Genomic DNA, 22,527 nt, shown 5'->3' with positions numbered 1-22,527 from the left:
CTGTCAACTTAAGTGAGCGGCGCCGGGCGCCGTCGTAATGAGCGCCATGACCGACACCATCAAACTTAGCCAGGCCCGACGCGGCGATCGCGGCGTCATCGTTCAGGTCGGCGCCCACTGCCACCATCAGGAACATGAGATCGAGCTGGAACGCCGCCTGCTGGAACTAGGCTTCGTCGAGGGGGCGCGTGTCGAGTTGCTGCACGAGGGCCTGTTCGGTCGCGATCCCATCGCGATGAAGGTGGACGACATGCGCGTGGCCTTGCGCCGGCATGAGGCGGCCAGTCTGACCATCCGTCTGGATAGAGGAAACGCCTGATGGATATGGCCGTTCGCACTGCTCGCATCGCCCTGGTCGGCAACCCCAACAGCGGCAAGACCGCCCTGTTCAACGCTCTGACCGGCGCCCACCAGAAGGTCGCCAACTACGCCGGCGTCACCGTCGAGCGGAAGGAAGGGCGCATCCACGCCGCCGACGGCCGCACGCTGTCGGTGCTGGACCTGCCGGGCACCTATTCCCTGCGCGCCCGCAGTCTGGACGAGGAAGTCACCCGCGACGCCGTGCTCGGCGCCCTGCCGGGCGAGACGCCGCCGGACGTGGTGGTCTGCGTCGCCGACGCCACCAACCTGCGTCTGGTGCTGCGTCTGGCGCTGGAGTTGAAGCAGGTCGGTCGCCCGATGGTGCTGGCCCTCAACATGTTCGACATCGCCCAGCGTCAGGGCCTGCGCATCAACCTTGAGAAGCTGTCGGCCGAGATTGGCGCGCCCGTGGTCACGACGGTGGCGACGCGCAAGCGCGGCATCGCCGAACTGGTCGCCGCCGCGCAGGCTCAGGCCGATCAGGCCGTGGGCGAGACCCGCAGCGAGTGGCACGCCCCGTCCGCCGCCGAAATCCGCGACGCCCACCGCGAGGCCGAGCGCATCATGAAGGCCTGTGTCCGTCCGCCCGAGCGGCCCGACACCCTGACGGGCAAGATCGACAGCGTCCTGCTGCACCCCGTCGCCGGTCTGGCCATTCTGCTGGCCATCCTGTTCGTCATGTTCCAGGCGGTCTTCACCTGGGCCACGCCCGCGATGGACGGCATCGAGGCCTTCTTCGCCCTGGTTGGCGGATGGGTGGCTACGGTCCTGCCGGATCAGGGCGTCACCGGCCTGGTTCAGAGTCTGATCGTGGACGGTCTGATCGGCGGGGTCGGCAGCGTCCTGGTCTTCCTGCCGCAGATCCTGATCATCTTCCTGTTCATCATCGTGCTGGAAGACTTCGGCTACATGGCCCGCGCGGCCTTCCTGATGGACAAGATCATGGGCGGGGCGGGGCTGCACGGCCGCGCCTTCATCCCCCTGCTGTCCAGCTTCGCCTGCGCCATTCCCGGCATCATGGCCACGCGGGTGATCGAGGCGAAACGCGACCGCCTGACCACCATCCTGATCGCGCCGCTGATGACCTGCTCGGCGCGGATTCCCGTCTACACCCTGATCATCGCCGCCTTTATCCCGAACGAGACCGTCTGGGGCTGGGCCAGCCTGCAGGGCCTGGTGATGTTCGGCCTCTATGCGGCGGGCATCGTCAGTGCGCTTCTGGTCTCGCTGGTGATCCGTCGGGTCTTCTGGCGCGGCGCGGTCGAGCCCTTCATGATGGAGCTGCCGGCCTACAAGATCCCCGACATCAAGAGCGTCCTGTTCAATCTGTGGCTGCGCGCCAAGATCTTCATTCGCCGCGCGGGCAAGATCATCCTGCCGCTGATGGTCATCGTCTGGGCTCTGTCGACCTTCCCCTATCCGCCCGAAGGGGCGACGGGACCGGCCATCGACTATTCCTTCGCCGGCATGATCGGCAAGGCTCTGGAGCCCATCTTCGCCCCCATCGGCTTCAGCTGGCAGATGGTGGTGGCCCTGGTCCCCGGCATGGCCGCGCGCGAGGTCGCCGTGGCGGTGCTCGGCACGGTCTATTCGATCGCCGGCGCCGAGGAGAACGTCGGCGCCCTGGCCTCGGTCCTGTCGGCCGACTGGTCGTTGGCTACGGGTCTGGCCTTCCTGGCCTGGTACGTCTTCGCCCCGCAATGCCTGCCGACCCTGGGCGTGGTCCGTCGCGAGACCGGCTCGATGAAGTGGACCATGATCATGGTCGGCTATCTGTTCGGGCTGGCCTATCTGGCGGCCTTCGTCGTCTATCACGTCGCCGTGGCGCTGGGCGGGGGCTAAGGCCGCGTCGGGTCGAGAAGGCGGAGCCTTCTGACCGCGGCCAGCACGAATGTTCCGCGTCGGGTCGAGGAGGCGGAGCCTTCTGACTGCGGCCAGCACGAATGTTCCGCGTCGGGTCGAGGAGGCGGAGCCTTCTGACCGCGGCCCACCAGGAATGACGCTGGGCCCCTGGGGGCGTCAGCGCCCCGTCGTCAGCTTCACGACGATATGCGCCGTCGTGTCGACAATGGCCTCGGCAGTGTCGGCGCGGCGCATCAGGGCGAAACCGGCGGCGACTGACTCGACCAGATTGGCGGTCTCGTAGGAGGTCAGGCGCGGGCTGAGGCCCTCCGGCAGGCGACCGCTGGCCTTGGCCTGGGCGATGCGGCGTTCAAGCGCCAGGTGCAGGCGGCGCATTCGCTTGATGCGGCTTTCGGCGAAGTCGGGCTCGCCCTTGTCGGCCAGCATATGCTCGACCCGCAGCACCGGCCCATGATCGTTCCAAAGGGCCAGGACCTCCAGCACATAGGCCCGTACCGCGTCAAAGGCGCGGTCCGCGGTCCAGTCGGCGTGAATGTGCCGCGCCAGGCGTTGAAAGTCCTCGCCGGCCTCTTCGCAGAGGATCAGCAGGCCTTCCTCGACCGACTTGAAGTAGGTGTAGAAGGTCGGCGCCGAGACGCCCGCCGCCATAGCTACGTCGGCGGCTCGGATTTCGCCCAGGTGCTTGTGATTCAGCAGCTCGCGCAGGGCGTCGAGTATGGCGCGACGGGTCCGCGCGCCGCGCGTGCCGATCTTGTGGCCCAGCTTGTTGGTCGTCTCAGACATGGGGAGGAGGCGGCGGGCTACAGGTGTCGTCAATGGCAGCCTATAGCCTGCGCTGGATGAGGAAGGCCAGCGCTGTCACTCGGGTGGCTATTCGCGCGGAAGGCCGCCCAGAGGCAGTTCCTCATGACCGATCCCGGCGGTCGCCTCTTCTATATATTGCTTGGCGGCGCTTTGCTGGTTCGCCGCCTGTTGAGCGGACACGCAGACATCTCGTCTAAGCACTGAGCCTGTGCGGGCGCGGTGCTGGCAGACAGGTCGGGCGCGGCGATTGGACCTGGCCGTTTCCGCAGGACGGGCGGCCTGCGAGGCTTGCGCGGCCGGAGACGTCTGTGCGCCAGGTTCAGCCTGCGTCGTGGGCGTTTGCAACGCCGCGAGCAAAATGAGGGTGAGGATCATCTGCCTTGCTCCCTGAGAAGAGGGCAGGTTAGGCGAACATTGGTCGCTAATGCAAGGCGATGGTGCCGGATGCAGGATTTGAACCCGCGACCTTCGGTTTACAAAACCGCTGCACTACCACTGTGCTAATCCGGCGCTGCGCGCCTTATGCTGGTGGAATCGGCAGGACGCAAGCACAGTCCGGCCATGCCGATGACGCCCTATCTCACGCCGATCCTTCTGCTGGCCCTGTCGAACGTCTTCATGACCTTCGCCTGGTACGGTCACCTGAAATTCGGGTCCAAGCCGCTGTGGATCGTGGTGATCCTGAGCTGGGGCATCGCCTTCTTTGAATACTGCCTGGCCGTGCCCGCCAACCGCATCGGCCACCAAGTCTATTCGGCGGCCGAGCTGAAGACCATGCAGGAGGTGATCACCCTGCTGGTCTTCGCCGTCTTCTCGGTGGCCTATCTGGGCGAGAAGCTGACCCTGAACCATCTGGTCGGGTTTTCGCTAATCGCGGCCGGGGCCTTCTTCATATTCAAGGGGCCGCTGTAGTCAGTCCAGCTCGGCGGCGATCCGCGCGGCCAGGGCCTTGAGGTGTTCGGTGTCGGCCATCGGCGCATGACCGTGGCCCTTCATGGCGCGGTCGGCCCATCGTGGAACGATGTGGAAATGCAGATGGAAGACGGTCTGGCCTCCGGCCTCGCCATTGAACTGCATGAGGCTGAGGCCCTCGGGCTTCAGCGCCTTTTCGACCGCGCGGGCGGTGCGCTGGACGGCGGCGGTCAACTTGGCCAAGCGCTCCGGCTCGATCTCCAGGATGTTTCGCGCCGTCGATGTCTTGGACACCACCAGAACGTGGCCCTCGGACTGGGGAAAGACGTCCATGAAGGCCAGGACGTCATCGTCTTCCCACACCCTCACGCTGGGAATCTCGCCGCGCAGGATCTTGGCGAAGATGTTGTCGGGGTCGTAAGCGCCGTGAAGGCTCATGGGGAGGCTCCGTCAGAGGTGTCGCGCGGAGGCTAGCAGGGCAGGGCGGATTTCGCACGGGAGCGAAACGCCATCTGACGCGCTATATGGTCAAGGTTCACGGAGATTGCGTCCAATGTTGCGTTTCATCGTTCAGGCTGTGGTCACGGCTCTGGGGTTGTGGCTGTCCGCCAAGGTCGTGCCGGGGGTGGACTTCACCTCGACCGGGTCGCTGGTCGCGGCGGCGGTGATCCTAGGACTGGTCAACGCCATCGTGCGGCCGATCATGGTGATCCTAACCTTGCCGCTGACCATCGTGACCTTGGGTCTGTTCCTGCTGGTGGTGAACGCGGCGATGATTGGACTGACGGCCTGGTTCCTGGGCGGCTTCTCGGTCAACGGTCTGTGGGCGGGGATCGGGGCGGCCATTGTAACAGGCGTGGTCAGCTGGATCGCGGCCTCCCTGTTCGGCGAAGGTGAGCGGGCGCGTTGAATAATCCGGGTAATATTGACGTGAATATTTTGTCCGGGTAAATCGTCGCGACCTTCAAGGAGCTGACGATGACCACAGCAACCTGCACTGCCTTCGCCGGTGATCGCCTGATCGCCTCGGGCGCGCCGGCCGAGGTCGTGGCCGCCGTCAAGACGGCCCATGATGCGGGCGAGGCGGTTCTGGTCTTCGACGACGCCGACGCTCGGCCGGTGGAGTTCGACTTGCGCGGCGATCTGGCGGCGGTGCTGGCGCGCCTGCCGTCCGAGCCGGTCGAGAAGCGCGGGCCGGGGCGGCCCAAGCTGGGTGTGACGGCGCGCGAGGTAACCTTGCTGCCGCGCCATTGGGACTGGCTGGCGGCTCAGCCGGGCGGAGCCTCTGTCGCGCTGCGGAAGTTGGTCGAGAGCGCCCTGCGCGAAGCCGAGGGGCCGGATCGCGTGCGCCGCAGTCGCGAGGCCGCCTATCGCTTCATGACCGCCGTGGCCGGCGATCAGCCCGGCTATGAAGAGGCGACACGGATGCTGTTCGCCGGCGATTGGGCGGCGTTTGACGCCGCCATCGAGGCCTGGCCATCAGACGTGGCCGACTACGCCCGGCGTCTGGCCGAGGGAAGCTGGCGCAACGGTCAGGGCAGGGCGGCCTAGCTGGGACGGATGACCATGCAGGTCACGCGGCGCTCACTCAGCGTCTCGCAGGCCGCCTGGGCGGCAGCTTCAGTCATGCCGGTGAAGCGCGAGCGATACCAGCCGTTGGCGTTTTGAACGTCGCGCTGGGCATCAGTGAATTGGGTGCGGAAGCGGCGGCTGACGTCATTCAGCCAGTCGCGGGCCACGGCTTCCTCGCGGAAGGCGCCGACCTGAACCGTCCAGCGGCCTGAGGGCGCGCGGGCGGCTTCGCGGGTCGAGCGGGCAGGGGCGGCCGAGGTCGAGCGACGCGTCGAGGAGCCGCCGTTCAAAGATGCTGTGAGATTTTCAGGCGTGCGGGCCTCGGCGCGCTGGACAGGAGCGGTCGCGCGCGGGGCGGCGCGGGCCGACGGCGGCGGCGTCACCTCGGTCGGCAGGGTGGCGGGCGGCGGACCGGCGACATAGGCCACGGCGGTCGAGCCCACGCCTTCGCCATCCTCGTCCGAAGCCGAGGCGTATTCGACCGGCGGATTGGGATCGGCGCTGATGCCGTAGCCACGCTGCTCGAAGAAGGTCTGGGCCACCTGGATGCGTTCGCCTTGACCGCGACGGCGCTGGACCTCGAAGCCGGTATCCATCAACTCGGCCACGTGGGCGTTGCGGCTGGCGGTCGATCGGCCGCCCATGACGATGGTGATGATCCGCTTGCCGTCGCGCACCGAAGAGGCGGCCAGGTTGTAGCCCGAGGCGTTGGTGAAGCCGGTCTTGATGCCGTCATAGCCCCGGCCCGTGGCCAGAAGGCCGTTGGTGTTCCGGTAGTCGCGACCGTTGAAGTACCAGTCGTGCAGGCCGAGGTAGCGATAGTACTGCGGGTAGTCGCGCATCACGGCGCGGCTCAGGATCGACAGGTCGCGGGCGGTCGTCGCCTGGCGCGTGTCGGGCAGGCCGTTGGCCGTGGTGAACCGGGTGTGGTCCATCCCCAGCTCCTTGGCCTTGGCCGTCATCCGGGCGGTGAACTGGGCTTCCGAACCGCCGATATGCTCGGCCAGGAGCACGGCCATGTCGTTGGCGCTGCGGACCGCCGTGGCCTTCATGGCGTCGTCCAGGCTGATCGACTGGCCGGCGGCCAGGCCCAGTTTCGACGGCGGCTGCGAAGCGGCGCGCGGCGAGACGGTGAGGTTGTCGGTCAGCTTGACCTTGCCGGACTCCAGCGCCTCGAAGACCAGATACAGGGTCATGACCTTGGTGATCGAAGCCGGATAGCGCCGGGCGTCGGCGAAGCGCGAGAACAGCACCTCGCCCGAGGAGGCGTCGACCACGATCGAGGCGTAGCGCGAATTGTCAGAGGATTGGGCGACCGGCGGCGGCGCGCCGAGCGCGGGTGTCAGGACCACGCCGCCCAGAACCAGGGCGGCCAGGAAGCGGCGGCGGAATGCAGCGTTCATGGTCAATCTACTAGCCTCGTCACTGTGGCGCGAAGACGACCGTGATCACCGCGCGTTACAAAGGCTAACATCGGACTCGCGGGTTTCGAGAGGGTTAACAAGCCGTCAACGGAGTTGTGATCGCGGACGGCGCCGGCAGGTGATCGGCGATCATATGTTGCGTCGCACAATTTTCACTTGAAGTCATTTCGCACTTGCACCATATGACCTGTGTCGCGATGAACCTTGTTCGTCGTGAGATCCTTTATTCGCTTCGGGAGAGTCCCAATGGCTGACGCCGCCGAGACTGTTAAGAAGACCGTTGAACAGACGACCGCCAAGGCCAAGGCTCAGGCTGAATCCATCCAGGCCGCCGGCGCCAAGGCCTTCCGCGAAGGCGTGGACAAGTCCGTCGCCTCGCTGACCGAGCTGAACGCTCACGGCAAGAAGAACCTCGAAGCCGTCGTCGAGTCGGCCGCCGCCGCCCAGAAGGGCGTCGAGGCCCTGTCGCAAGAGACTCTGGCCTTCTCGAAGAAGTCCTGGGAAGACGGCGTCGCCGCCGCCCAGTCGATCAGCCAGGCGCGTTCGGTCCAGGAACTGGTCGAACTGCAGACCTCGTGGGCCAAGTCGGCCGCCGAGGCCTATCTGGCTCAGTTCGGCAAGGCGACCGAAATCTTCACCGCTTCGGTGAAGGACAGCTTCAAGCCGATCAACGAGCGCGTCACCGCGACCGTCGAGAGCTTCCAGGCCGCTCGCTAAGCCTGACTTTTTCAGTAGGCGTACAATCAGGCCCCGGCGGAAACGTCGGGGCCTTTTTGCTGTCTCACCCATTGAGAGGCCGCCAGCAGGGCAGGGTCGAAGCCTTGTCTGGTGCTTTGCGGCGTCCGGACGACCTCGACATCGGGCGACAGGCCGCTTCCTTCGATGCGAAGTCCCGACGGGCTGATGTAATCGGCGAAGGGGACTGTCAGTTTTCCCTCATCCGGTAGTGAGAACATATGCGACGCCAGGACGGCGCCGGCGGTTTTAGCGCCGAATAGCCGAGCACGCCGGCCATGCTGAAGCGCAACGGGGGTCACTTCGCCGCCGCTAGCCGTCCGCGGTCCGGTCAGGACAGCTAGCGGCCCTGCGAAAGTCACCGCCGAGGGCAGGGTTCTGCTCTCGCTGTTGCCCCGCCGGGTTTTGAACGTGCCGATATCGCTTCCGACGGGCAGTAAGACTGATAGCAGCCGCACCACCTCGTTGATGAGGCCGCCCGTATTGTCTCGGAGGTCGAGGATGAGCCCGGACGGCGCCGACTGTTGGATAGCAGCGACAGCCCAATCGATCGATGGCGGCTCGAATTCGTTAAAGCGAAGGTAGCCCGTTCCGTCCTTAAGGGTTCGCCATTCAGTCTTTGGAGGCGGCGGCTTTGGGGTCCACCTGATCGTCATGACCCGATTGGACGGCGTCTCAATCAGTTCGATCTCTTGGCTGTGTTTGTCGAGCCGCCGCCAACCGGCCAGTCTGACGCGCTGGCCCGGGCGTAGGCCCGCATCATATGATGGTCCGGGAAAGGTGACGTCTTCGACGATGAAGGCGGGTTCGACCCAGGTGAGCTTCGCGCCGATCCCGGCTTCATCGGTTCTGGACAGGATGAAGGATGGGCCACGTTTCTGACGGGGCATTCTGTAGCGCCGATCGGGGGACAGCATCAGGGCGCCAGGCGGACGGATGTCGACATGAGATGTGTTGAACTGGTCGAGAATCGGAACCAGCACATCCAGATAGAGCGCGGCCTGAGTTTCGGCCTTCGCGGCTCGCGGCCGCCAATCACGACGAATAGCCGCCCAATCCAGGCCGTTCATGGCCGGGTCGAAATACCATTCGTCGATGGTTTCCCACATGGCGTCGAAAACGGCCAGATTGTCTCGTTCGGAGGCCGATAGACAACTGGCCTGCGCCAAGCTGCCTGCGGCCAGCGCCATCACGGATCGTCGCGTTTCCCACCCCATAAATCGGGGTTACGCGAGATAAAGCCGCGCCTCAAGCACCGCTCACACAAGGCGTGACTGGACGCCCCTACAAATCAGGCCATCATCACCTATCTGATCCATCAAGACTCCCCGAAGACGGACAACGAATGCCTAACAGACGGCCAGGTGAACAAGGCGGAGGCGCAGGCGCCGCCGTCGTCACCGAGACAAAGCCGAAGCTTCAGCGGCCCTCGCTCTATCGAGTGCTGATCCTGAATGACGACTACACCCCCATGGAGTTCGTCATCTATGTGCTGGAACGGTTCTTCCAGAAGAGCCGGGAAGACGCGACCCGCATCATGCTGCATGTGCACCAGCATGGCGTCGGGGTTTGCGGCGTCTTCACCTACGAAGTGGCCGAAACCAAGGTCGCCCAGGTGGTCGAGACGGCGCGCCGTCACCAGCACCCTCTGCAATGCACGATGGAAAAGGACTGAGAGGAACCTCCCATGCCCTCGTTTTCGCGTCCTCTCGAAGAGACCCTGCACCGCGCGGTCCACTATGCGAACGAGCGTCGGCACGAATACGCCACGCTCGAGCACCTGCTGCTGGCCCTGATCGACGATCCCGACGCCTCGGGCGTGATGACGGCCTGCAACGTCGATCTCGGCGCGCTGAAGACCGCGCTGACCCTCTATGTCGATAATGATCTGGCCGCCCTGGCCACGGCCGACGGAGATGACGCCAAGCCCACGGCGGGCTTCCAGCGCGTGATCCAGCGCGCGGTCATCCACGTCCAGTCGTCGGGCCGCGAAGAGGTGACGGGCGCCAATGTCCTGGTCGCCATCTTCTCCGAGCGCGAAAGCCACGCCGCCTACTTCCTGCAAGAGCAGGACATGACGCGCTATGACGCGGTCAACTTCATCGCCCACGGCATCGCCAAGAAGCCGGGCGCGACCGAAACCCGTCCCGCGCGCGGCGCCAGCCCCGAGGACGCCGAGGACGCCGCCGCCGTCAAATCCGGCGGAGAGGCGCTGGAAGCCTACTGCGTCGATCTGAACGAGAAGGCCAAGAGCGGCAAGATCGACCCTCTGATCGGCCGTCAGGCCGAGGTCGAACGCTCGATCCAGATCCTGTGCCGCCGGACCAAGAACAACCCGCTGCTGGTCGGCGATCCGGGCGTCGGCAAGACCGCCATCGCCGAGGGCCTGGCCCGCAAGATCGTCAACGGCGAGGTGCCGGACGTCCTGAAGGACGCCACCATCTACTCGCTCGACATGGGGGCGCTGCTGGCCGGCACCCGCTATCGCGGCGACTTCGAGGAGCGGCTGAAACAGGTCGTCAAGGAACTGGAGACGCACGAGAACGCGGTCCTGTTCATCGACGAGATTCACACGGTGATCGGCGCGGGCGCGACCAGCGGCGGGGCGATGGACGCCTCCAACCTGCTGAAACCGGCCCTGGCGTCTGGCAGCCTGCGCTGCATGGGTTCGACCACCTACAAGGAATACCGTCAGCACTTCGAAAAGGACCGCGCCCTCGTGCGGCGCTTCCAGAAGATCGACGTCAACGAGCCGACGGTCGAGGACACGGTGAAGATCCTCAAGGGTCTGAAGACGACCTACGAGACCCACCACAAGCTGCGCTACACCGACGCCGCCATCCGCACGGCGGTCGATCTGTCGGCGCGCTACATCACCGACCGCAAGCTGCCGGACAAGGCCATCGACGTGATCGACGAGGCGGGGGCGTCGCAGATGCTGCTGCCTGAGTCCAAGCGCAAGAAGGTCATCGGCCAGAAGGAGGTCGAGGCCGTCATCGCCAAGATGGCCCGCATCCCGTCGAAGTCGGTCAGCAAGTCGGACACGGAATCCCTGCGCGAGCTGGAAACCGATCTGAAGCGCGCCGTCTTTGGTCAGGAACAGGCCATCGAGCAGGTCTCGGCGGCGATGAAGCTGGCGCGGGCGGGTCTGCGCGACCCGAACAAGCCCATCGGCGCCTTCCTGTTCAGCGGCCCGACCGGCGTCGGCAAGACCGAGGTGGCCAAGCAACTCGCCGCCACCCTGGGCATCGAGATGCAGCGCTTCGACATGTCGGAATACATGGAGCGCCATACGGTCAGCCGCCTGATCGGCGCGCCTCCAGGCTATGTCGGCCATGACCAGGGCGGCCTGCTGACCGACGCCGTCGACCAGCATCCGCATTCGGTGGTCCTGCTGGACGAGATCGAGAAGGCCCACCCCGACGTCTACAACATCCTGCTGCAGGTGATGGACAACGGGACCCTGACCGACGCGGTGGGCAAAAAGGTCGATTTCAGGAACGTCATCCTGATCATGACCACCAACGCCGGGGCCGCCGACAACGCCCGCGCCTCCATCGGCTTCGGTCGGGGCAAGGTCGAGGGCGAGGACGACAAGGCCATCCAGCGCCTGTTCGCGCCGGAGTTCCGCAACCGTCTGGACGCCATCGTGGCCTTCAAGCCGCTGGGCACGGAGACGATCCGTTCGGTGGTCGGCAAGTTCATGATGCAGCTGGACGCCCAACTGGCGGACCGCAACATCACCATCGAGCTGACCGACGAGGCGACCGACTGGCTGGCCAAGAACGGCTTCGACGAACTGTACGGCGCGCGGCCCCTGGCCCGCGTCATCCAGGAGCACATCAAGAAGCCGCTGGCCGACGACATCCTGTTCGGCCGCCTGACCCGCGGCGGACACGTCAAGGTCGAGCTGAAGGACGGCAAGATCGCCTTCGACATCACCCCCGCCAAGGGCGCGACGGTGAAGGAAGAGGAAGAAGAAACGGCCTGATTTCGATCAGGCCAAAAGAGAAAAGGCCCGGGCATAACGCCCGGGCCTTTTTTGTTCGCTTTGTCTGCGGCTTTTAGCGGCGACGGCCCAGCGCACCCAGGAGCATCGCCGCGCCGGCGATGATGCCGGTGGTCAGCAGGGGTTTGCGGCGAGCGAAGTCCAGACCCTTGCGGGCCGGGTCGCGCAGGTCGGCGGGGGCCTTGTCGACCATGCCGTCCAGGCCGTCGATGACGCGGCCATAGGCGTCCAGCGCCTTGCCCTTGACCTCGTTCAGCTTGCCTTCGACCTGCAGCTTGCTGTCGCCGGTCAGGCGACCCAGGCCGTTCTGGGCCTTGCCCTTCAGTTCCGTCGCGACGCCTTCGATACGTTGATCGGTCATGGTGATCCCTGATGTGAGGAGGAGACTCACATTGGAAGCGTATCGCGGCGCCGCAAGTTCCGTCAGCGCGCGCGATAGGGCGAGAGGTCGGCCGTCATGGCTTCCATCTCCGCCGCGACCGCTGGCCGCTCATTGTCGAGATAGCGGGCGACCGGATCGCGCAGGGCCGGATCGGCGATCCAGTGAGCGGAATAGACAGGGGAGGGCAGGTAGCCGCGCGCGATCTTGTGCTCGCCCTGGGCGCCCGCCTCGACGCGCGACAGGCCGCGCGAAATCGCGAAGTCGATGGCCTGATAATAACAGAGCTCGAAATGGAGGAAGGGCACCTCCTCCAGCGCGCCCCACTGACGGCCGTAGAGGGCGTCGCGGCCGATGAAGTTCAGGGCGCCGGCTATGGGCGTGTCGTCCCGGAAGGCCATGACCAGGGCGATGCGGTCGGCCATGCTGGCCCCGACGCGGGCGAAGAAGTCGCGCGTCAGATAGGGGCGGCCCCATTTGCGGTCGCCGGTGTCCATGTAGAAGGCGAAGAAGGCGTCCCAGTGGGCCTCGGTGATCTCGGCGCCGGTCAGGATGCGGATGTCGAGCCCGGCCTGGGCTTCGCGGCGCTCGCGGCGGATGGTCTTGCGCCGGTTGGACGACAGGGCGGCCAGGAAGTCGTCGAAGGTCTGATAGCCGTCGTTGCGCCAGATGAACTGGATGTCGCGGCGCGGCAGCAGGCCCGCCTCGGTCATGGCGCGCCATTCCGGCTCGGTCGGGAAGTTGACGTGCAGTGACGAGACGCCGAGGCGCTCGACCAGGGTCAGGGCGCCTTGCAGCAGGGCTTCCCTGATGGCGTCATCCCGGCCGGAGCGAAGCGCAGAGCCGGGACCGCCCAGAGCGGTGTCGTCGGCGTCTTGGGCGGCCCCGGATAGCCGCTGCGCGTCTTCCGGGGTGACAGGTTTCACCAGAAAACGCGGCCCGGTCGCGGGCGTGAAGGGCACGGCGCCCAGAAGCTTGGGATAGTAGCGGCCGCCCGCCCTTTGATAGGCGTCGGCCCAGCTGTGGTCGAAGACGTATTCGCCCTGGCTGTGGCCCTTCAGATAGAGGGGCATGACGCCGATCACGGCGCCGTCTTCGTCATGCAGGGACAGGTGGCGCGCCGCCCAGCCCTGGGACGGGACGGCGCTGCCTGACGCCTCGCAGGCGTGCAGGAAGTCATAGGAGACGAAGGGATCGCCGGTCGGGGCCGCGCAGGCGTCCCACCCGTCCCGGCCTATGTCGGCGATCCCGTCGTGAACCTGAAGCGTGAAGCTCACTTCACCTCGATGATGGCGTCGATTTCCACGGCGAAGCCGAGCGGCAGCTTGTAGACGCCGACGGCCGAGCGGGCGTGCTTGCCCGCGTCGCCGAAGACTTCGACCATCAGGTCCGAGCAGCCGTTGATGACGGCGGGGATGGCGATGAAGTCGGGACCGGCCTGGACGAAGCCGCCCAGCTTGACGATGCGGACGACGCGATCCAGGTCGCCGTCGACGGCGGCGTTGATCTGGGCCAGCAGGTTGATGCCGCACAGGCGGGCGGCCTCGGCTGCCTGCTCCGGGGTCACGTCGACGCCGACGGTGCCCTTGATCCCGCCGTTGGCGTCGTTCGACAGTTGGCCCGAGATCAGGATCTGGTTGCCCGTGCGGACGTAGGAGACGTAGCTGGCGACCGGCTTGGCGGGCTCAGGCAGGGTGATGCCGAGTTCGGCGATGCGGGCGTGGATGCTCATGTCGGAGACTCCGTTGAGGGGTTCGTGCGGGGTTTAGCGCGCCAGACGGGCGGCGTCATCCGGGCTTCTTGAGGGCGCGGCCCGCGACCACGGCGGCGGCGCCGAATTTCTCGCGCAGGGCGTCGATGGCGGTCTCGGTCTTCAGGGCGCGGGTCTCAGGCGTCGCGAACAGGCCGGCGGGGGCGGCGGCGGCTTCTGCGATCTCGGCCAGGCCGATGCCGATCAGGCGATAGGGCTCGCCCAGTTCAGGTTTCAGCAGGTCGCGCCCGGCGGAAAACAGCGCCCGCGCCGTCTGCACCGGCTCGGCCAGGGTGATGCGGCGGGTGACGATTTTGAAGTCGGCCTTGCGCAGTTTCAGCACCACCACGCGGCTAGCCACGCCGTCGCGCCGGGCCTTGGACGCCAGCTTCTCGCATAGGGGCCACAACTCGGCCTCCAGGTCCTCGGCGCTGGTCAGATCGTCGTTAAACGTGGTCTCGGCGCTCATGCCGCGCCGGTCGTGGTCGGGTCTGACGGGGCGGGCGTCGCGCGCGTGGCTGAGGTCGTAGAGCCGCAGGCCCGTCTCGCCGTAGCGGCGGATCAGATCCTTGACGTCGGCGGCGGCCAGATCGCCGACCACAGCGAAGCCGTCCGAGCGCAGGGTGCGCCCGAACACGGGGCCGACGCCGGGCAGGATGTTGACCGGGCGCGAGGCCAGCAGGTCTTTCGCCTCCGTCGCGCCGATGATGGAGAAGCCGCGCGGCTTGTCCAGTTCCGAGGCGATCTTGGCCAGGAAGCGGTTGGGGGCCAGTCCGATGGAGACGGTCAGGCCGGTCTCGTCCTCGATCCATTTCTGCAGGCGGATCAGCTGGAAGGCGGGTGGGCCGCCGTTAAGGCGTTCTGTGCCCGACAGGTCGATCCAGGCCTCGTCCAGCGACAGGGTCTGGACCAGGGGCGTCAGCTTGCCGACGGCGCCGAAGATGCGCTCGCTCTCGGCCACGTATTTGCGAAAGTCAGGCTTGATGACGACGGCGTCGGGACAGGCCTTCAGCGCCTTATACATGGGCATGGCCGATCCGACGCCGTGCAGGCGGGCCACATAGCAGGCGGTCGAGACCACGCCGCGCTTGCCGCCGCCGATGATGACCGGCTTGTCGCGCAACTCAGGCCGGTCGCGCTTTTCCACCGACGCGTAGAAGGCGTCGCAGTCCAGGTGGGCGATGGTCAACTCACCGAGTTTCTCGTGGGCGATCACCCGGCGCGAGGCGCACGACGGACACCGTTCGACCTTGCGGTCGCCGGTCCACAGGCAGTCGCGGCAGACAGCCTTCAGGGGCAAATTGAACTCCGTCGGCGCTCAAGCAGTGCGAAGCACGATGGCGCAATGAGAAATGTCAGCTTCATCTCAACTTAAGACTGCGCGCGCCACAGTGCATCCGAAGAAGGCGAAAAGCCCTGCGCAGCGGCGCGAATTATTGGCGAAACAGCCGGGTGGCGGATGTCCAAGAAAGTCCTCATCGTCGAGGATAACGAGCTGAACATGAAGCTCTTTCATGATCTGCTCGATTCCCAGGGCTACGAGACCCTGCAGACCCGCGAAGGGCTGCAGGCGCTCGCCATCGCGCGCCAGCATCGTCCCGACCTGATCTTGATGGATATCCAGTTGCCGGAGATTTCGGGCCTGGAAGTGACCAAGTGGCTCAAGGACGACGAAGAGCTGAACCATATCCCCGTCATCGCCGTTACCGCCTTCGCCATGAAGGGCGATGAGGAGCGGATCAGACAGGGTGGTTGCGAGGCCTATATCTCCAAACCCATTTCGGTGGTGTCGTTCCTCGAGACCATCCGCAAGCATCTGGGGTAGGGCCGCATGAGCGCGCGCATCCTGGTGGTGGACGACGTCGAGACCAATGTTCGACTGCTCGAAGCCAAGCTGACGATTGAATATTACGACGCCCTGACCTGCGGTGACGGGCTTTCGGCGATCGCCTTGGCGACGTCCGAGCAGCCCGACCTGATCCTGCTGGACGTCATGATGCCGGGCATGGACGGGTTCGAGACTTGTCGGCGCCTGAAGGACGATCCCCGGACGCGGCATATTCCGGTGGTTCTGGTGACGGCGCTGGACGGACGGCATGACCGGATTCGCGGACTTGAGGCCGGCGCCGACGACTTCCTGACCAAGCCGCTGGACGACGTGATCCTGATGGCGCGGGTCAAGAGCCTGACCCGGCTGAAGATGGTCATGGACGAACTGCGCGAGCGCGAGGAGAGCGGGCGGCGCGTCGGCGTCGATACGGCGGGCGTAGCGCGGCTCAAGGGTTCCGGCGGGCGGGTTCTGGTCGTCGATGACAATGAGCTTCAGGCCGCCAAGGTGGCGCAGGAACTGGCGATCGAGCACAGGCCGTTGGTGGAGGCGGATCCCGTCGCGGCTCTGGAGGCGGCGCGCGGCTCGGTCGATCTGATGATCGTCAATGTGACGTCCGAAGGGTTTGACGGTCTGAGGCTGATCGCCCAAGCCCGTTCCAAGGAGCCGACGCGGCGGTTGCCGATCCTGGCTCTCGTCGATTCGCAGGACCGGCCCCGGCTGCTCAAGGCGCTGGAGCTCGGCGCCAACGACATCCTGACACGCCCGGTCGATCCCGAGGAACTGTCGGCGCGAGTGCGCACCCAGGTGCGGCGTAAGCGTTACGGCGACTTCCTGCGCGAAAAGCTGGACCACAGCCTGGAGATGGCCGTCACCGACGCCCTGACCGGTCTGCACAATCGTCGCTACATGACGAATCAGCTTCAGCCGCTGGTGGCGCGGACCAATCGCGGCGGCGAGCCGGTGGCGGTGCTGGTGCTGGACATCGACCACTTCAAGGCGGTCAACGACGGCTTTGGCCATGACGCCGGGGACGAGGTGCTGCGCGAGTTTTCCGTGCGGCTGGCGACCAATGTTCGCGCGGTGGACCTGCCGTGCCGCTTCGGCGGCGAGGAATTCGTGGTGGTCATGCCTGGCACGACGCTGGAGGACGCGCACCGCATCGCCGAACGGATACGGCGGGATGTCGGCGCCGCGCCGTTCCGCGTCATGGACGGAAACGCGCATCTGAACATCACCGTCTCGGTCGGTGTGGCCGCGACCATGGGAACGGAAGACACGCCGGAAGCCCTGCTGAAGCGGGCGGACGAGGGCGTCTATGAGGCCAAGGCCTCGGGCCGCAACAAGGTCGTGGCCCGCGCGGCCTGAGCGGTTCTTCCTGTTGCACGCACGACGAAAAACGCCCGGCTGAAAAGCCGGGCGTTTCGAATTCTGCAGTCAAGCGAGCCCTGAGGCTCGGGCGGTTAAGCCCTTACTTGATCTTGCCTTCCTTGAACTCGACGTGCTTGCGGACGACCGGGTCGTACTTCTTGACGACCATCTTTTCGGTCATCGTACGGGCGTTCTTCTTGGTCACGTAGAAGAAGCCGGTGTCAGCGGTGGAGTTCAGGCGGATCTTGATGGAAGCCGGTTTGGCCATCGGAATTACCTTTGCGACGGCGAAAGCCGCATGAAACGAGAGGCGCGGAACATACTCAGGCGCTGACCAAAGTCAACGCCCGCGATGTCGCGTTGAGGAAAGCCTCCTAACGGTTAGGGTGATGAAATGAAAGCCCTGACTTCGATCGCCCTCGCGGCCGCCGCCCTGACCCTGACGTCCTTGCCCGCCGCCGCCCGTGCGGACACGCCCCAGGACGCCTTCTTCAAGAATCTGAGCGCCCTGTGCGGCCAGAATTTCGAGGGTCGGGTGGTCACGACCGACGCCGCCGATTCGGATTTCGCCAGTCAGCGCCTGCTGATGCATGTGCGCGACTGCTCTGCCGAAGAGATTCGCATTCCCTTCTGGGTCGGCGCGGACCGCTCGCGCACCTGGGTGGTGACGCGCACGGCGACAGGGCTGCGGCTGAAGCATGATCACCGCCACGACGACGGCACGACCGACACGCTGCACTGGTACGGCGGCGACACGGCGGGCGCGGGCACGTCTGAGCGGCAGGAGTTCCCGGTCGATCAGGAATCCATCGATCTGTTCAACGCCAACAACGCTACGGTCTCGACCACCAACACCTGGGCGATGGAGGTCCATCCGGGCCAGATGTTCGCCTATGAGCTGCGTCGTCCCAACCGCCACTTCCGCGTCGAGTTCGACCTGAAGAAGCCGGTCGCCCAGTAGCAAGGCTTCTGCGGGCCGTCAGGGCCTGTGTTCGACCACATGACGGCCGCGCACCATGCGCACGAAGGGCAGGGGGCGGTCGGGGTGGGCCAGGCGCTCGGCCATCTCGCCCAGGACGAAGCGCGTGATGGCGGGCAGGTCCAGGGCGCGGGCTTCGTCTAGCGGGAGCCAGGCGATCTCGTCCAGTTCGCCGGAGCCCTCGATCCGGTCGGGATCGCGCAGAGCCTCGACCGGAGCCATGAAGAAGCGGGCGTCGAACCGGCGTGAGCGGCCCGGCGGCGTGATGGCGCGGGCGATGTATGAGAGGACCGACAGATCGGGCAGGGCGCCTGCCTGACGATACTCGCGCCACGGGCCTGCGACCGAGGCCGGCGCGGCGGGGCGACCCAGGATCAGGCCGGTTTCCTCGAAGGTTTCGCGCACCGCCGTCAGAGCCAGTGCGCGAGCGCGGCGGGCGGGCATTTCCGCCTCCAGCCGTCGGGCCGCGTCCGATGACAGTTCGCCAGTCGAGGCGGCGGTGAAGTCGGAGCGGTCGATGCGCCCGCCGGGAAAGACCCACTTCGACGCCATGAAGACATGGCCGGGGGCGCGACGACCCATCAACACTTCAGGCCGGTCTCCGCCGCGTGTCAGGATCAGGGTGGCGGCGTCCTTGGGCTTCTGGGCCACGCCCGTGCGCGGGGCGTCGGCCAGGTCTTGAGCGGAATCGAAGGGGGCGGCGGGCTTCACCGCCGCTTGCCCTTACGCACCCCCTTCAGGCCGCCGGAGGGCTTGGCGCCGTTGCGGGGCTTGGGACCGCCGGGGCGGCCTTTTCCGCGTGTCGGCGGACGGTCGCCGCCGCGTCCGCGCAAGCCGTAGCGCGGGGCCGGAGCATTGGGATCGCGCGGTTCCGGGTCGGACAGCATCTCCAGCACCAGACCGCCGGTGACCGGCGTGGCCTCCATCAACTTGACCTCGACCCGGCGGCCCAGGGTGAAGCGTTTGCCGGTGCGTTCGCCGACCAGGGCGTGGGCGCGGTCATCGTGAGTGAAATACTCGCTGCCCAGTGTTGAAACCGGCACCAGGCCGTCGGCGCCCGTCTCGTCCAGCCGCACGAAAAGGCCGAAGCGGGTGACGCCGGTGATCCGTCCGTCGAAGGTTGCGCCGACGTGGTCTTCCAGGAAGGCGGCGATGTAGCGGTCCATGGCGTCGCGCTCTGCGGCCATGGAGCGGCGCTCGGTTTCGGTGACGTGTTCGGCGATGCCGCCCAGTTCGGCGATCTCACGATCCGTCAGGCCGTCTGAGCCCAGGTTCAGGCCGCGGATCAGGCCGCGGTGCACGATTAGGTCGGAATAGCGCCGGATCGGCGAGGTGAAGTGGGCGTAGCGGTCCAGGTGCAGACCGAAGTGGCCGACGTTGTCCGGGGAATAGACGGCCTGCATCTGGGTGCGCAGAACGACCTCGTTGACCACCTCGGCGTGGGGGCCGTCGCGGGTTTCGTCCAGCAGCTTGTTGAACCGCTTGGTATTGGCCGGCTCGCCCTTGTTCCAGGGCTTGCCGATGGTATGCAGGAAGTCAGCCAGGTTGAAGATCTTCTCCTGGCTGGGCGCTTCGTGGACGCGATAGATCAGCGGCGTGCGCGTCTTCTCCAGCGTCTCGGCGGCGCAGACATTGGCCTGGATCATCATTTCTTCGATCAGGCGGTGGGCCTCCAGCGACTTGCGCGGCTCGATGGCGGCGATGCCGCCGCCCGGGGCCATGATGACGCGGCGCTCGGGGCTTTCGATGGCCAGGGGGCTGCGGCGCTCGCGGCCCTTCAGCATGGTCGAATAGGCGTTCCACAAGGGATAGAGGATGGCGTCCATGATCGGGCCCGTCACATCATCCTGCTGACCGTCGATGGCGGCCTGGGCCTGTTCGTAGCTGAGCTTGGCGTGGGACCGCATCAGGCCGCGCATGAACTTGTGCCCGGTTTTCTTGCCGTCATTGTCGAAGATCATGCGCACGGCCATGCAGGCGCGGTTCTCGCCCTGCTTCAGGCTGCACAGGCCGTTGGACAGGATCTCCGGCAGCATGGGCTCGACGCGGTCGGGGAAGTAGGTCGAGTTGCCCTTGTCGCGGGCCTCGCGGTCCAGCGCCGAGCCGGGACGGACGTAGGCGGCGACGTCGGCGATGGCGACCCAGACGATCCAGCCGCCCTCGTTCTTCGGATCGGTGTCGCGTTCGGCATAGACGGCGTCGTCGTGGTCGCGCGCGTCAGCCGGGTCGATGGTGATGAAGGGCACCTCGCGCAGGTCCTCGCGCCCCTTGAGCGTCGGCAGGGCCTGATCTTCGGCTTCGCGCTCGACCAGTTCCGAGAAGCCGGTCGGCAGGCCGTGGGCGTGGATGGCGATGATCGAGGCGGCGCGGGGATCATCCTCGCGGCCGATGGTCTCGAGGATCTTTCCGCGCTTGGGACCGTAACGGTGGTCGCCCTTTTCGATCGACGCCAGCACCAGGTCGCCGTCGCGCAGGTCGCCCGCCACCGCCGAGGGGATCAGCAGGACGTCCTTGGAGCGCTTGTCGACCGGCTCGACGCGGGTTTCGCGCGCCGACTTGCGGATCACGCCCAGGACGCGGTTGGTTCCGGCGTCCAGACGCTTGACCAGGCGCGCCTCCCAGCCCTCGGCGCCACGCGCGAACTTGACCAGCAGGCGATCGCCCAGGCCGGGCGCCGGCGCCTTGCCCTCTCGGTCCGGCAACAAAAGGGCGCGCGGCGCGTCCTCGCCGCCCTTGACCAACTCGACGTACAGCTCGCCGTCCGCGTCGCGGTCAACCACGTCGACCACGCCGACGGGGGGCAGGGCGCCGGCCTCGGAAAAGCCCTTGCGGCCGCGTTTGCCCAGTGCGCCTTCGGCCTCCAGCGTTTTCAGCATCTCGCGCAGCTGGCGGCGTTCCACGCCCTTCAATCCGAAGGCGCGGGCGATGTCGGCCTTTTGGGCCTCGCCGGCTTCCCGCAGGAAGGCGATCAGGGTGTCTTTGTCGGGCAGGCCCGCAGCGGGGCGTTTCGGCGTCTTGGTCATTGCGCCCTATGTAATGCGCTTCGGGCCAAATGGGTGAAAACTTGCGTGAGTTGACCATGAAGCCGACGACGCCCAGCTTCCGCATCTGAACACGCCTTCTCCGGAGCCTTCCGCATGTCCATGTCCGACGCCCCCGTCCTGTTTCGTCCTGTCGGCACGCTGCTGGACCTGATCGGCAAGACGCCCATGGTCGAGGTGACGCGGATCGACACCGGCCCCTGCCGTCTGTTCCTGAAGCTGGAGAGCCAGAACCCGGGCGGCTCCATCAAGGACCGCATCGCCCTGTCGATGATCGAGGCGGCTGAGAAGGCCGGCTGGCTGAAGCCGGGTGGAACCATCGTGGAAGCCACCGCAGGCAATACGGGTCTGGCCCTGACGCTGGTCGGCAAGCAGAAGGGCTACAAGGTCCTGCTGGTCATCCCCGACAAGATGTCGAAGGAGAAGATCCAGCACCTGCGCGCCATGGGCGCAGACGTGCGCCTGACCCGTTCGGACGTGCCGCACGGCCACCCCGAATACTACACCGACATGGCCGAACGCCTGGCCCAGCAGATTCCAGGCGGCTACTTCGTCAACCAGTTCGCCAACGACGCCAACACCGCGGCCCACTTCAAGACGACCGGCCCTGAAATCTACGAGCAGATGGACGGCCAGATCGACGCCTTCGTCGCCGGCATCGGCTCGGGCGGGACGATCACGGGGAATGCGCAATACTTCAAGTCGCAGGGCTCGAACGCCAAGATCATTTTGGCCGATCCGGTCGGCTCGGCCCTGGCGGGCCTGGTCAACGAGGGTGTGGCGGGGCCCGACGGCAGCTATGCCGTTGAAGGCATCGGCCAGAACTTCATGCCGGACACCGCCGATCCCGAACTGATCGACATGGCCTATTCCATCCCTGACAGCGAGGCGATCGCCACGGTTCGCGAGCTGCTGTTGAAGGAAGGCATCCTGGCGGGCTCGTCCTCGGGCACCCTGATCGCCACGGCCCTGCGCTGGTGCCGCGAGCAGACCGAGCCGAAGCGGGTCGTGACCTTCGTCTGCGACACGGGCGCCAAGTATCTGTCCAAGGTCTACAATGACGCCTGGCTGGCCGATCAGGGTCTGACCCAGCGCGAGCTGCACGGCGACCTGTCGGACCTGATCACCCGCAAATACGCCAACGGCGACGTGGTGGTGATCGGCCCCGACGACACCCTGGACACCGCCTTCAGGCGGATGAAGGGCGACGGCGTGTCGCAACTGCCGGTCATTCAGGACGGCCGCCTGGTCGGCATCCTGGATGAGAGCGACATCGTCCACATCATGAACACCGATGAGATCACCCGGAAGGAACGCTTCGCCAAGCCGGTGTCCTCGGCCATGACGCGCGATCTGGACACCCTGCAGGTCAGCGAGACGCTGGACGCTCTGATCCCGATCTTCGACCGCGACCGTGTGGCCATCGTCCTGGACGGCGAGACCTTCGTCGGCCTGATCGCCCGCACCGACCTGATCAACCACCTCAGCCTGAACCGGTAG

At 66.2% G+C, this 22,527-nt stretch carries 24 protein-coding genes and 1 tRNA gene; 12 read left to right on the top strand and 13 right to left on the bottom strand.

From position 1 onward, the window contains the following. Window positions 1-46 precede the first annotated feature (46 nt). Together ACI2KI_RS04970 and ACI2KI_RS04965 are read left to right on the top strand one after the other, a co-directional pair. The gene (locus ACI2KI_RS04970; protein ID WP_404618253.1) at window positions 47-319 is read left to right on the top strand and encodes a ferrous iron transport protein A; all 273 of its coding nucleotides are present in this window, start codon (window positions 47-49) and stop codon (window positions 317-319) included. Then, complete coding sequence (locus ACI2KI_RS04965; protein ID WP_404618251.1) at window positions 319-2,202, top strand: ferrous iron transporter B; 1,884 nt, start codon at window positions 319-321, stop codon at window positions 2,200-2,202. Before ACI2KI_RS04970 ends, ACI2KI_RS04965 begins: the two co-directional genes overlap by 1 nt. Before the next feature lie 177 nt (window positions 2,203-2,379). Here ACI2KI_RS04965 and ACI2KI_RS04960 read toward each other — a convergent pair whose 3' ends face one another. From ACI2KI_RS04960 to ACI2KI_RS04950, 3 genes are all read right to left on the bottom strand, one after another. After that, window positions 2,380-3,006 (bottom strand): TetR/AcrR family transcriptional regulator, encoded by a 627-nt coding sequence (locus ACI2KI_RS04960; protein ID WP_404618249.1) that lies wholly within the window; start codon window positions 3,004-3,006, stop codon window positions 2,380-2,382. Window positions 3,007-3,093: 87 nt separating this feature from the next. After that, window positions 3,094-3,402 (bottom strand): hypothetical protein, encoded by a 309-nt coding sequence (locus tag ACI2KI_RS04955; RefSeq protein WP_292083284.1) that lies wholly within the window; start codon window positions 3,400-3,402, stop codon window positions 3,094-3,096. Between the two features lie 60 nt (window positions 3,403-3,462). After that, window positions 3,463-3,537: transfer RNA gene (locus ACI2KI_RS04950), tRNA-Thr, on the bottom strand. A 51-nt stretch (window positions 3,538-3,588) separates the two neighbouring features. Between ACI2KI_RS04950 and ACI2KI_RS04945 the strand changes: the two genes are divergently transcribed. Next, entirely contained in the window at window positions 3,589-3,939 is a 351-nt protein-coding gene (locus ACI2KI_RS04945; protein ID WP_404618936.1) for a DMT family protein, read from the top strand. Here ACI2KI_RS04945 and ACI2KI_RS04940 read toward each other — a convergent pair whose 3' ends face one another. Then, on the bottom strand, window positions 3,940-4,377 hold the full coding sequence (locus tag ACI2KI_RS04940; protein ID WP_404618246.1) for an HIT family protein: 438 nt from the start codon (window positions 4,375-4,377) through the stop codon (window positions 3,940-3,942). A gap of 115 nt (window positions 4,378-4,492) precedes the next feature. Between ACI2KI_RS04940 and ACI2KI_RS04935 the strand changes: the two genes are divergently transcribed. Both ACI2KI_RS04935 and ACI2KI_RS04930 read left to right on the top strand, forming a co-directional pair. Continuing rightward, window positions 4,493-4,849, top strand: a complete 357-nt coding sequence (locus ACI2KI_RS04935; RefSeq protein ID WP_292083281.1) for a phage holin family protein — start codon at window positions 4,493-4,495, stop codon at window positions 4,847-4,849. A 68-nt stretch (window positions 4,850-4,917) separates the two neighbouring features. Further along, window positions 4,918-5,490, top strand: coding sequence for a DUF2239 family protein (locus ACI2KI_RS04930; protein ID WP_404618243.1), 573 nt, complete (start codon window positions 4,918-4,920; stop codon window positions 5,488-5,490). Here ACI2KI_RS04930 and ACI2KI_RS04925 read toward each other — a convergent pair. Continuing rightward, window positions 5,487-6,914, bottom strand: a complete 1,428-nt coding sequence (locus ACI2KI_RS04925) for a D-alanyl-D-alanine carboxypeptidase (RefSeq protein WP_404618241.1) — start codon at window positions 6,912-6,914, stop codon at window positions 5,487-5,489. The two genes, ACI2KI_RS04930 and ACI2KI_RS04925, sit on opposite strands and share 4 nt — an antisense overlap. Window positions 6,915-7,181: 267 nt before the next feature. Between ACI2KI_RS04925 and ACI2KI_RS04920 the strand changes: the two genes are divergently transcribed. Then, entirely contained in the window at window positions 7,182-7,652 is a 471-nt protein-coding gene (locus ACI2KI_RS04920) for a TIGR01841 family phasin (protein WP_312063087.1), read from the top strand. Between the two features lie 26 nt (window positions 7,653-7,678). Here the strand turns inward: ACI2KI_RS04920 and ACI2KI_RS04915 are convergent, their stop codons facing one another. Then, window positions 7,679-8,860, bottom strand: coding sequence for a S41 family peptidase (locus ACI2KI_RS04915; protein WP_404618239.1), 1,182 nt, complete (start codon window positions 8,858-8,860; stop codon window positions 7,679-7,681). 155 nt (window positions 8,861-9,015) lie between these two features. On the opposite strand from ACI2KI_RS04915, the gene clpS reads away from it, so the two are divergent. Beyond that, the gene (gene clpS, locus ACI2KI_RS04910) at window positions 9,016-9,345 is read left to right on the top strand and encodes an ATP-dependent Clp protease adapter ClpS (protein ID WP_003164443.1); all 330 of its coding nucleotides are present in this window, start codon (window positions 9,016-9,018) and stop codon (window positions 9,343-9,345) included. 12 nt (window positions 9,346-9,357) lie between these two features. Continuing rightward, window positions 9,358-11,661, top strand: a complete 2,304-nt coding sequence (gene clpA / locus ACI2KI_RS04905) for an ATP-dependent Clp protease ATP-binding subunit ClpA (protein WP_404618237.1) — start codon at window positions 9,358-9,360, stop codon at window positions 11,659-11,661. 73 nt (window positions 11,662-11,734) lie between these two features. On the opposite strand, the gene ACI2KI_RS04900 is transcribed toward clpA, so the two are convergent. From ACI2KI_RS04900 to ACI2KI_RS04885, 4 genes are all read right to left on the bottom strand, one after another. Next, window positions 11,735-12,040 carry a CsbD family protein gene (locus ACI2KI_RS04900; RefSeq protein WP_404618235.1) on the bottom strand — a complete coding sequence of 102 codons (306 nt, stop codon included), beginning with the start codon at window positions 12,038-12,040 and terminating at the stop codon, window positions 11,735-11,737. Between the two features lie 62 nt (window positions 12,041-12,102). Next, window positions 12,103-13,335, bottom strand: coding sequence for a GNAT family N-acetyltransferase (locus ACI2KI_RS04895; RefSeq protein ID WP_404618233.1), 1,233 nt, complete (start codon window positions 13,333-13,335; stop codon window positions 12,103-12,105). Further along, window positions 13,332-13,790 (bottom strand): RidA family protein, encoded by a 459-nt coding sequence (locus tag ACI2KI_RS04890; RefSeq protein WP_404618231.1) that lies wholly within the window; start codon window positions 13,788-13,790, stop codon window positions 13,332-13,334. Before ACI2KI_RS04890 ends, ACI2KI_RS04895 begins: the two co-directional genes overlap by 4 nt. 55 nt (window positions 13,791-13,845) lie before the next feature. Then, a complete protein-coding gene (locus tag ACI2KI_RS04885; protein WP_404618934.1) occupies window positions 13,846-15,102 on the bottom strand; it encodes a DNA polymerase IV in 1,257 nt (418 codons plus the stop codon). Between the two features lie 165 nt (window positions 15,103-15,267). Here ACI2KI_RS04885 and ACI2KI_RS04880 point away from each other — a divergent pair, with 165 nt between their 5' ends. Then, window positions 15,268-15,633 (top strand): response regulator, encoded by a 366-nt coding sequence (locus tag ACI2KI_RS04880; protein ID WP_184273318.1) that lies wholly within the window; start codon window positions 15,268-15,270, stop codon window positions 15,631-15,633. 6 nt (window positions 15,634-15,639) lie between these two features. Beyond that, a complete protein-coding gene (locus tag ACI2KI_RS04875; protein ID WP_292083268.1) occupies window positions 15,640-17,004 on the top strand; it encodes a PleD family two-component system response regulator in 1,365 nt (454 codons plus the stop codon). Window positions 17,005-17,107: 103 nt separating this feature from the next. Here the strand turns inward: ACI2KI_RS04875 and rpmG are convergent, their stop codons facing one another. Continuing rightward, window positions 17,108-17,275 (bottom strand): 50S ribosomal protein L33, encoded by a 168-nt coding sequence (gene rpmG / locus ACI2KI_RS04870; RefSeq protein WP_003164451.1) that lies wholly within the window; start codon window positions 17,273-17,275, stop codon window positions 17,108-17,110. A 126-nt stretch (window positions 17,276-17,401) separates the two neighbouring features. Between rpmG and ACI2KI_RS04865 the strand changes: the two genes are divergently transcribed. After that, window positions 17,402-17,968, top strand: coding sequence for a hypothetical protein (locus tag ACI2KI_RS04865; protein ID WP_404618229.1), 567 nt, complete (start codon window positions 17,402-17,404; stop codon window positions 17,966-17,968). Between the two features lie 18 nt (window positions 17,969-17,986). Here ACI2KI_RS04865 and ACI2KI_RS04860 read toward each other — a convergent pair whose 3' ends face one another. Beyond that, window positions 17,987-18,697 carry an NUDIX hydrolase gene (locus ACI2KI_RS04860; protein ID WP_404618227.1) on the bottom strand — a complete coding sequence of 237 codons (711 nt, stop codon included), beginning with the start codon at window positions 18,695-18,697 and terminating at the stop codon, window positions 17,987-17,989. Then, window positions 18,694-21,009, bottom strand: coding sequence for a ribonuclease R (gene rnr / locus ACI2KI_RS04855; protein WP_404618225.1), 2,316 nt, complete (start codon window positions 21,007-21,009; stop codon window positions 18,694-18,696). The genes ACI2KI_RS04860 and rnr overlap by 4 nt, the downstream gene beginning before the upstream one ends. Before the next feature lie 114 nt (window positions 21,010-21,123). Between rnr and ACI2KI_RS04850 the strand changes: the two genes are divergently transcribed. Then, complete coding sequence (locus ACI2KI_RS04850; protein WP_404618223.1) at window positions 21,124-22,527, top strand: pyridoxal-phosphate dependent enzyme; 1,404 nt, start codon at window positions 21,124-21,126, stop codon at window positions 22,525-22,527.

This window comes from Brevundimonas sp. NPDC046655 (assembly GCF_044901625.1).
Classification (GTDB): domain Bacteria; phylum Pseudomonadota; class Alphaproteobacteria; order Caulobacterales; family Caulobacteraceae; genus Brevundimonas.
Note: the sequence above shows the minus strand (reverse complement) of the source record. Positions and strands in the feature narration are given on the sequence as shown.

Bases quoted from the DNA above. Each gene is read 5' to 3' on its own strand.
- ACI2KI_RS04965 (WP_404618251.1), top strand. From the start codon at position 319: ATGGATATGGCCGTTCGCACTGCTCGCATCGCCCTGGTCGGCAACCCC.
- ACI2KI_RS04920 (WP_312063087.1), top strand. From the start codon at position 7,182: ATGGCTGACGCCGCCGAGACTGTTAAGAAGACCGTTGAACAGACGACC.
- ACI2KI_RS04940 (WP_404618246.1), bottom strand. From the start codon at position 4,377: ATGAGCCTTCACGGCGCTTACGACCCCGACAACATCTTCGCCAAGATC.
- ACI2KI_RS04900 (WP_404618235.1), bottom strand. From the start codon at position 12,040: ATGACCGATCAACGTATCGAAGGCGTCGCGACGGAACTGAAGGGCAAG.
- ACI2KI_RS04945 (WP_404618936.1), top strand. From the start codon at position 3,589: ATGCCGATGACGCCCTATCTCACGCCGATCCTTCTGCTGGCCCTGTCG.
- ACI2KI_RS04935 (WP_292083281.1), top strand. From the start codon at position 4,493: ATGTTGCGTTTCATCGTTCAGGCTGTGGTCACGGCTCTGGGGTTGTGG.
- ACI2KI_RS04850 (WP_404618223.1), top strand. From the start codon at position 21,124: ATGTCCATGTCCGACGCCCCCGTCCTGTTTCGTCCTGTCGGCACGCTG.
- rnr (WP_404618225.1), bottom strand. From the start codon at position 21,009: ATGACCAAGACGCCGAAACGCCCCGCTGCGGGCCTGCCCGACAAAGAC.
- ACI2KI_RS04925 (WP_404618241.1), bottom strand. From the start codon at position 6,914: ATGAACGCTGCATTCCGCCGCCGCTTCCTGGCCGCCCTGGTTCTGGGC.
- ACI2KI_RS04880 (WP_184273318.1), top strand. From the start codon at position 15,268: ATGTCCAAGAAAGTCCTCATCGTCGAGGATAACGAGCTGAACATGAAG.
- ACI2KI_RS04955 (WP_292083284.1), bottom strand. From the start codon at position 3,402: ATGATCCTCACCCTCATTTTGCTCGCGGCGTTGCAAACGCCCACGACG.
- ACI2KI_RS04875 (WP_292083268.1), top strand. From the start codon at position 15,640: ATGAGCGCGCGCATCCTGGTGGTGGACGACGTCGAGACCAATGTTCGA.
- clpS (WP_003164443.1), top strand. From the start codon at position 9,016: ATGCCTAACAGACGGCCAGGTGAACAAGGCGGAGGCGCAGGCGCCGCC.
- ACI2KI_RS04890 (WP_404618231.1), bottom strand. From the start codon at position 13,790: ATGAGCATCCACGCCCGCATCGCCGAACTCGGCATCACCCTGCCTGAG.
- ACI2KI_RS04915 (WP_404618239.1), bottom strand. From the start codon at position 8,860: ATGGCGCTGGCCGCAGGCAGCTTGGCGCAGGCCAGTTGTCTATCGGCC.
- clpA (WP_404618237.1), top strand. From the start codon at position 9,358: ATGCCCTCGTTTTCGCGTCCTCTCGAAGAGACCCTGCACCGCGCGGTC.
- ACI2KI_RS04970 (WP_404618253.1), top strand. From the start codon at position 47: ATGACCGACACCATCAAACTTAGCCAGGCCCGACGCGGCGATCGCGGC.
- ACI2KI_RS04930 (WP_404618243.1), top strand. From the start codon at position 4,918: ATGACCACAGCAACCTGCACTGCCTTCGCCGGTGATCGCCTGATCGCC.
- ACI2KI_RS04960 (WP_404618249.1), bottom strand. From the start codon at position 3,006: ATGTCTGAGACGACCAACAAGCTGGGCCACAAGATCGGCACGCGCGGC.
- rpmG (WP_003164451.1), bottom strand. From the start codon at position 17,275: ATGGCCAAACCGGCTTCCATCAAGATCCGCCTGAACTCCACCGCTGAC.
- ACI2KI_RS04865 (WP_404618229.1), top strand. From the start codon at position 17,402: ATGAAAGCCCTGACTTCGATCGCCCTCGCGGCCGCCGCCCTGACCCTG.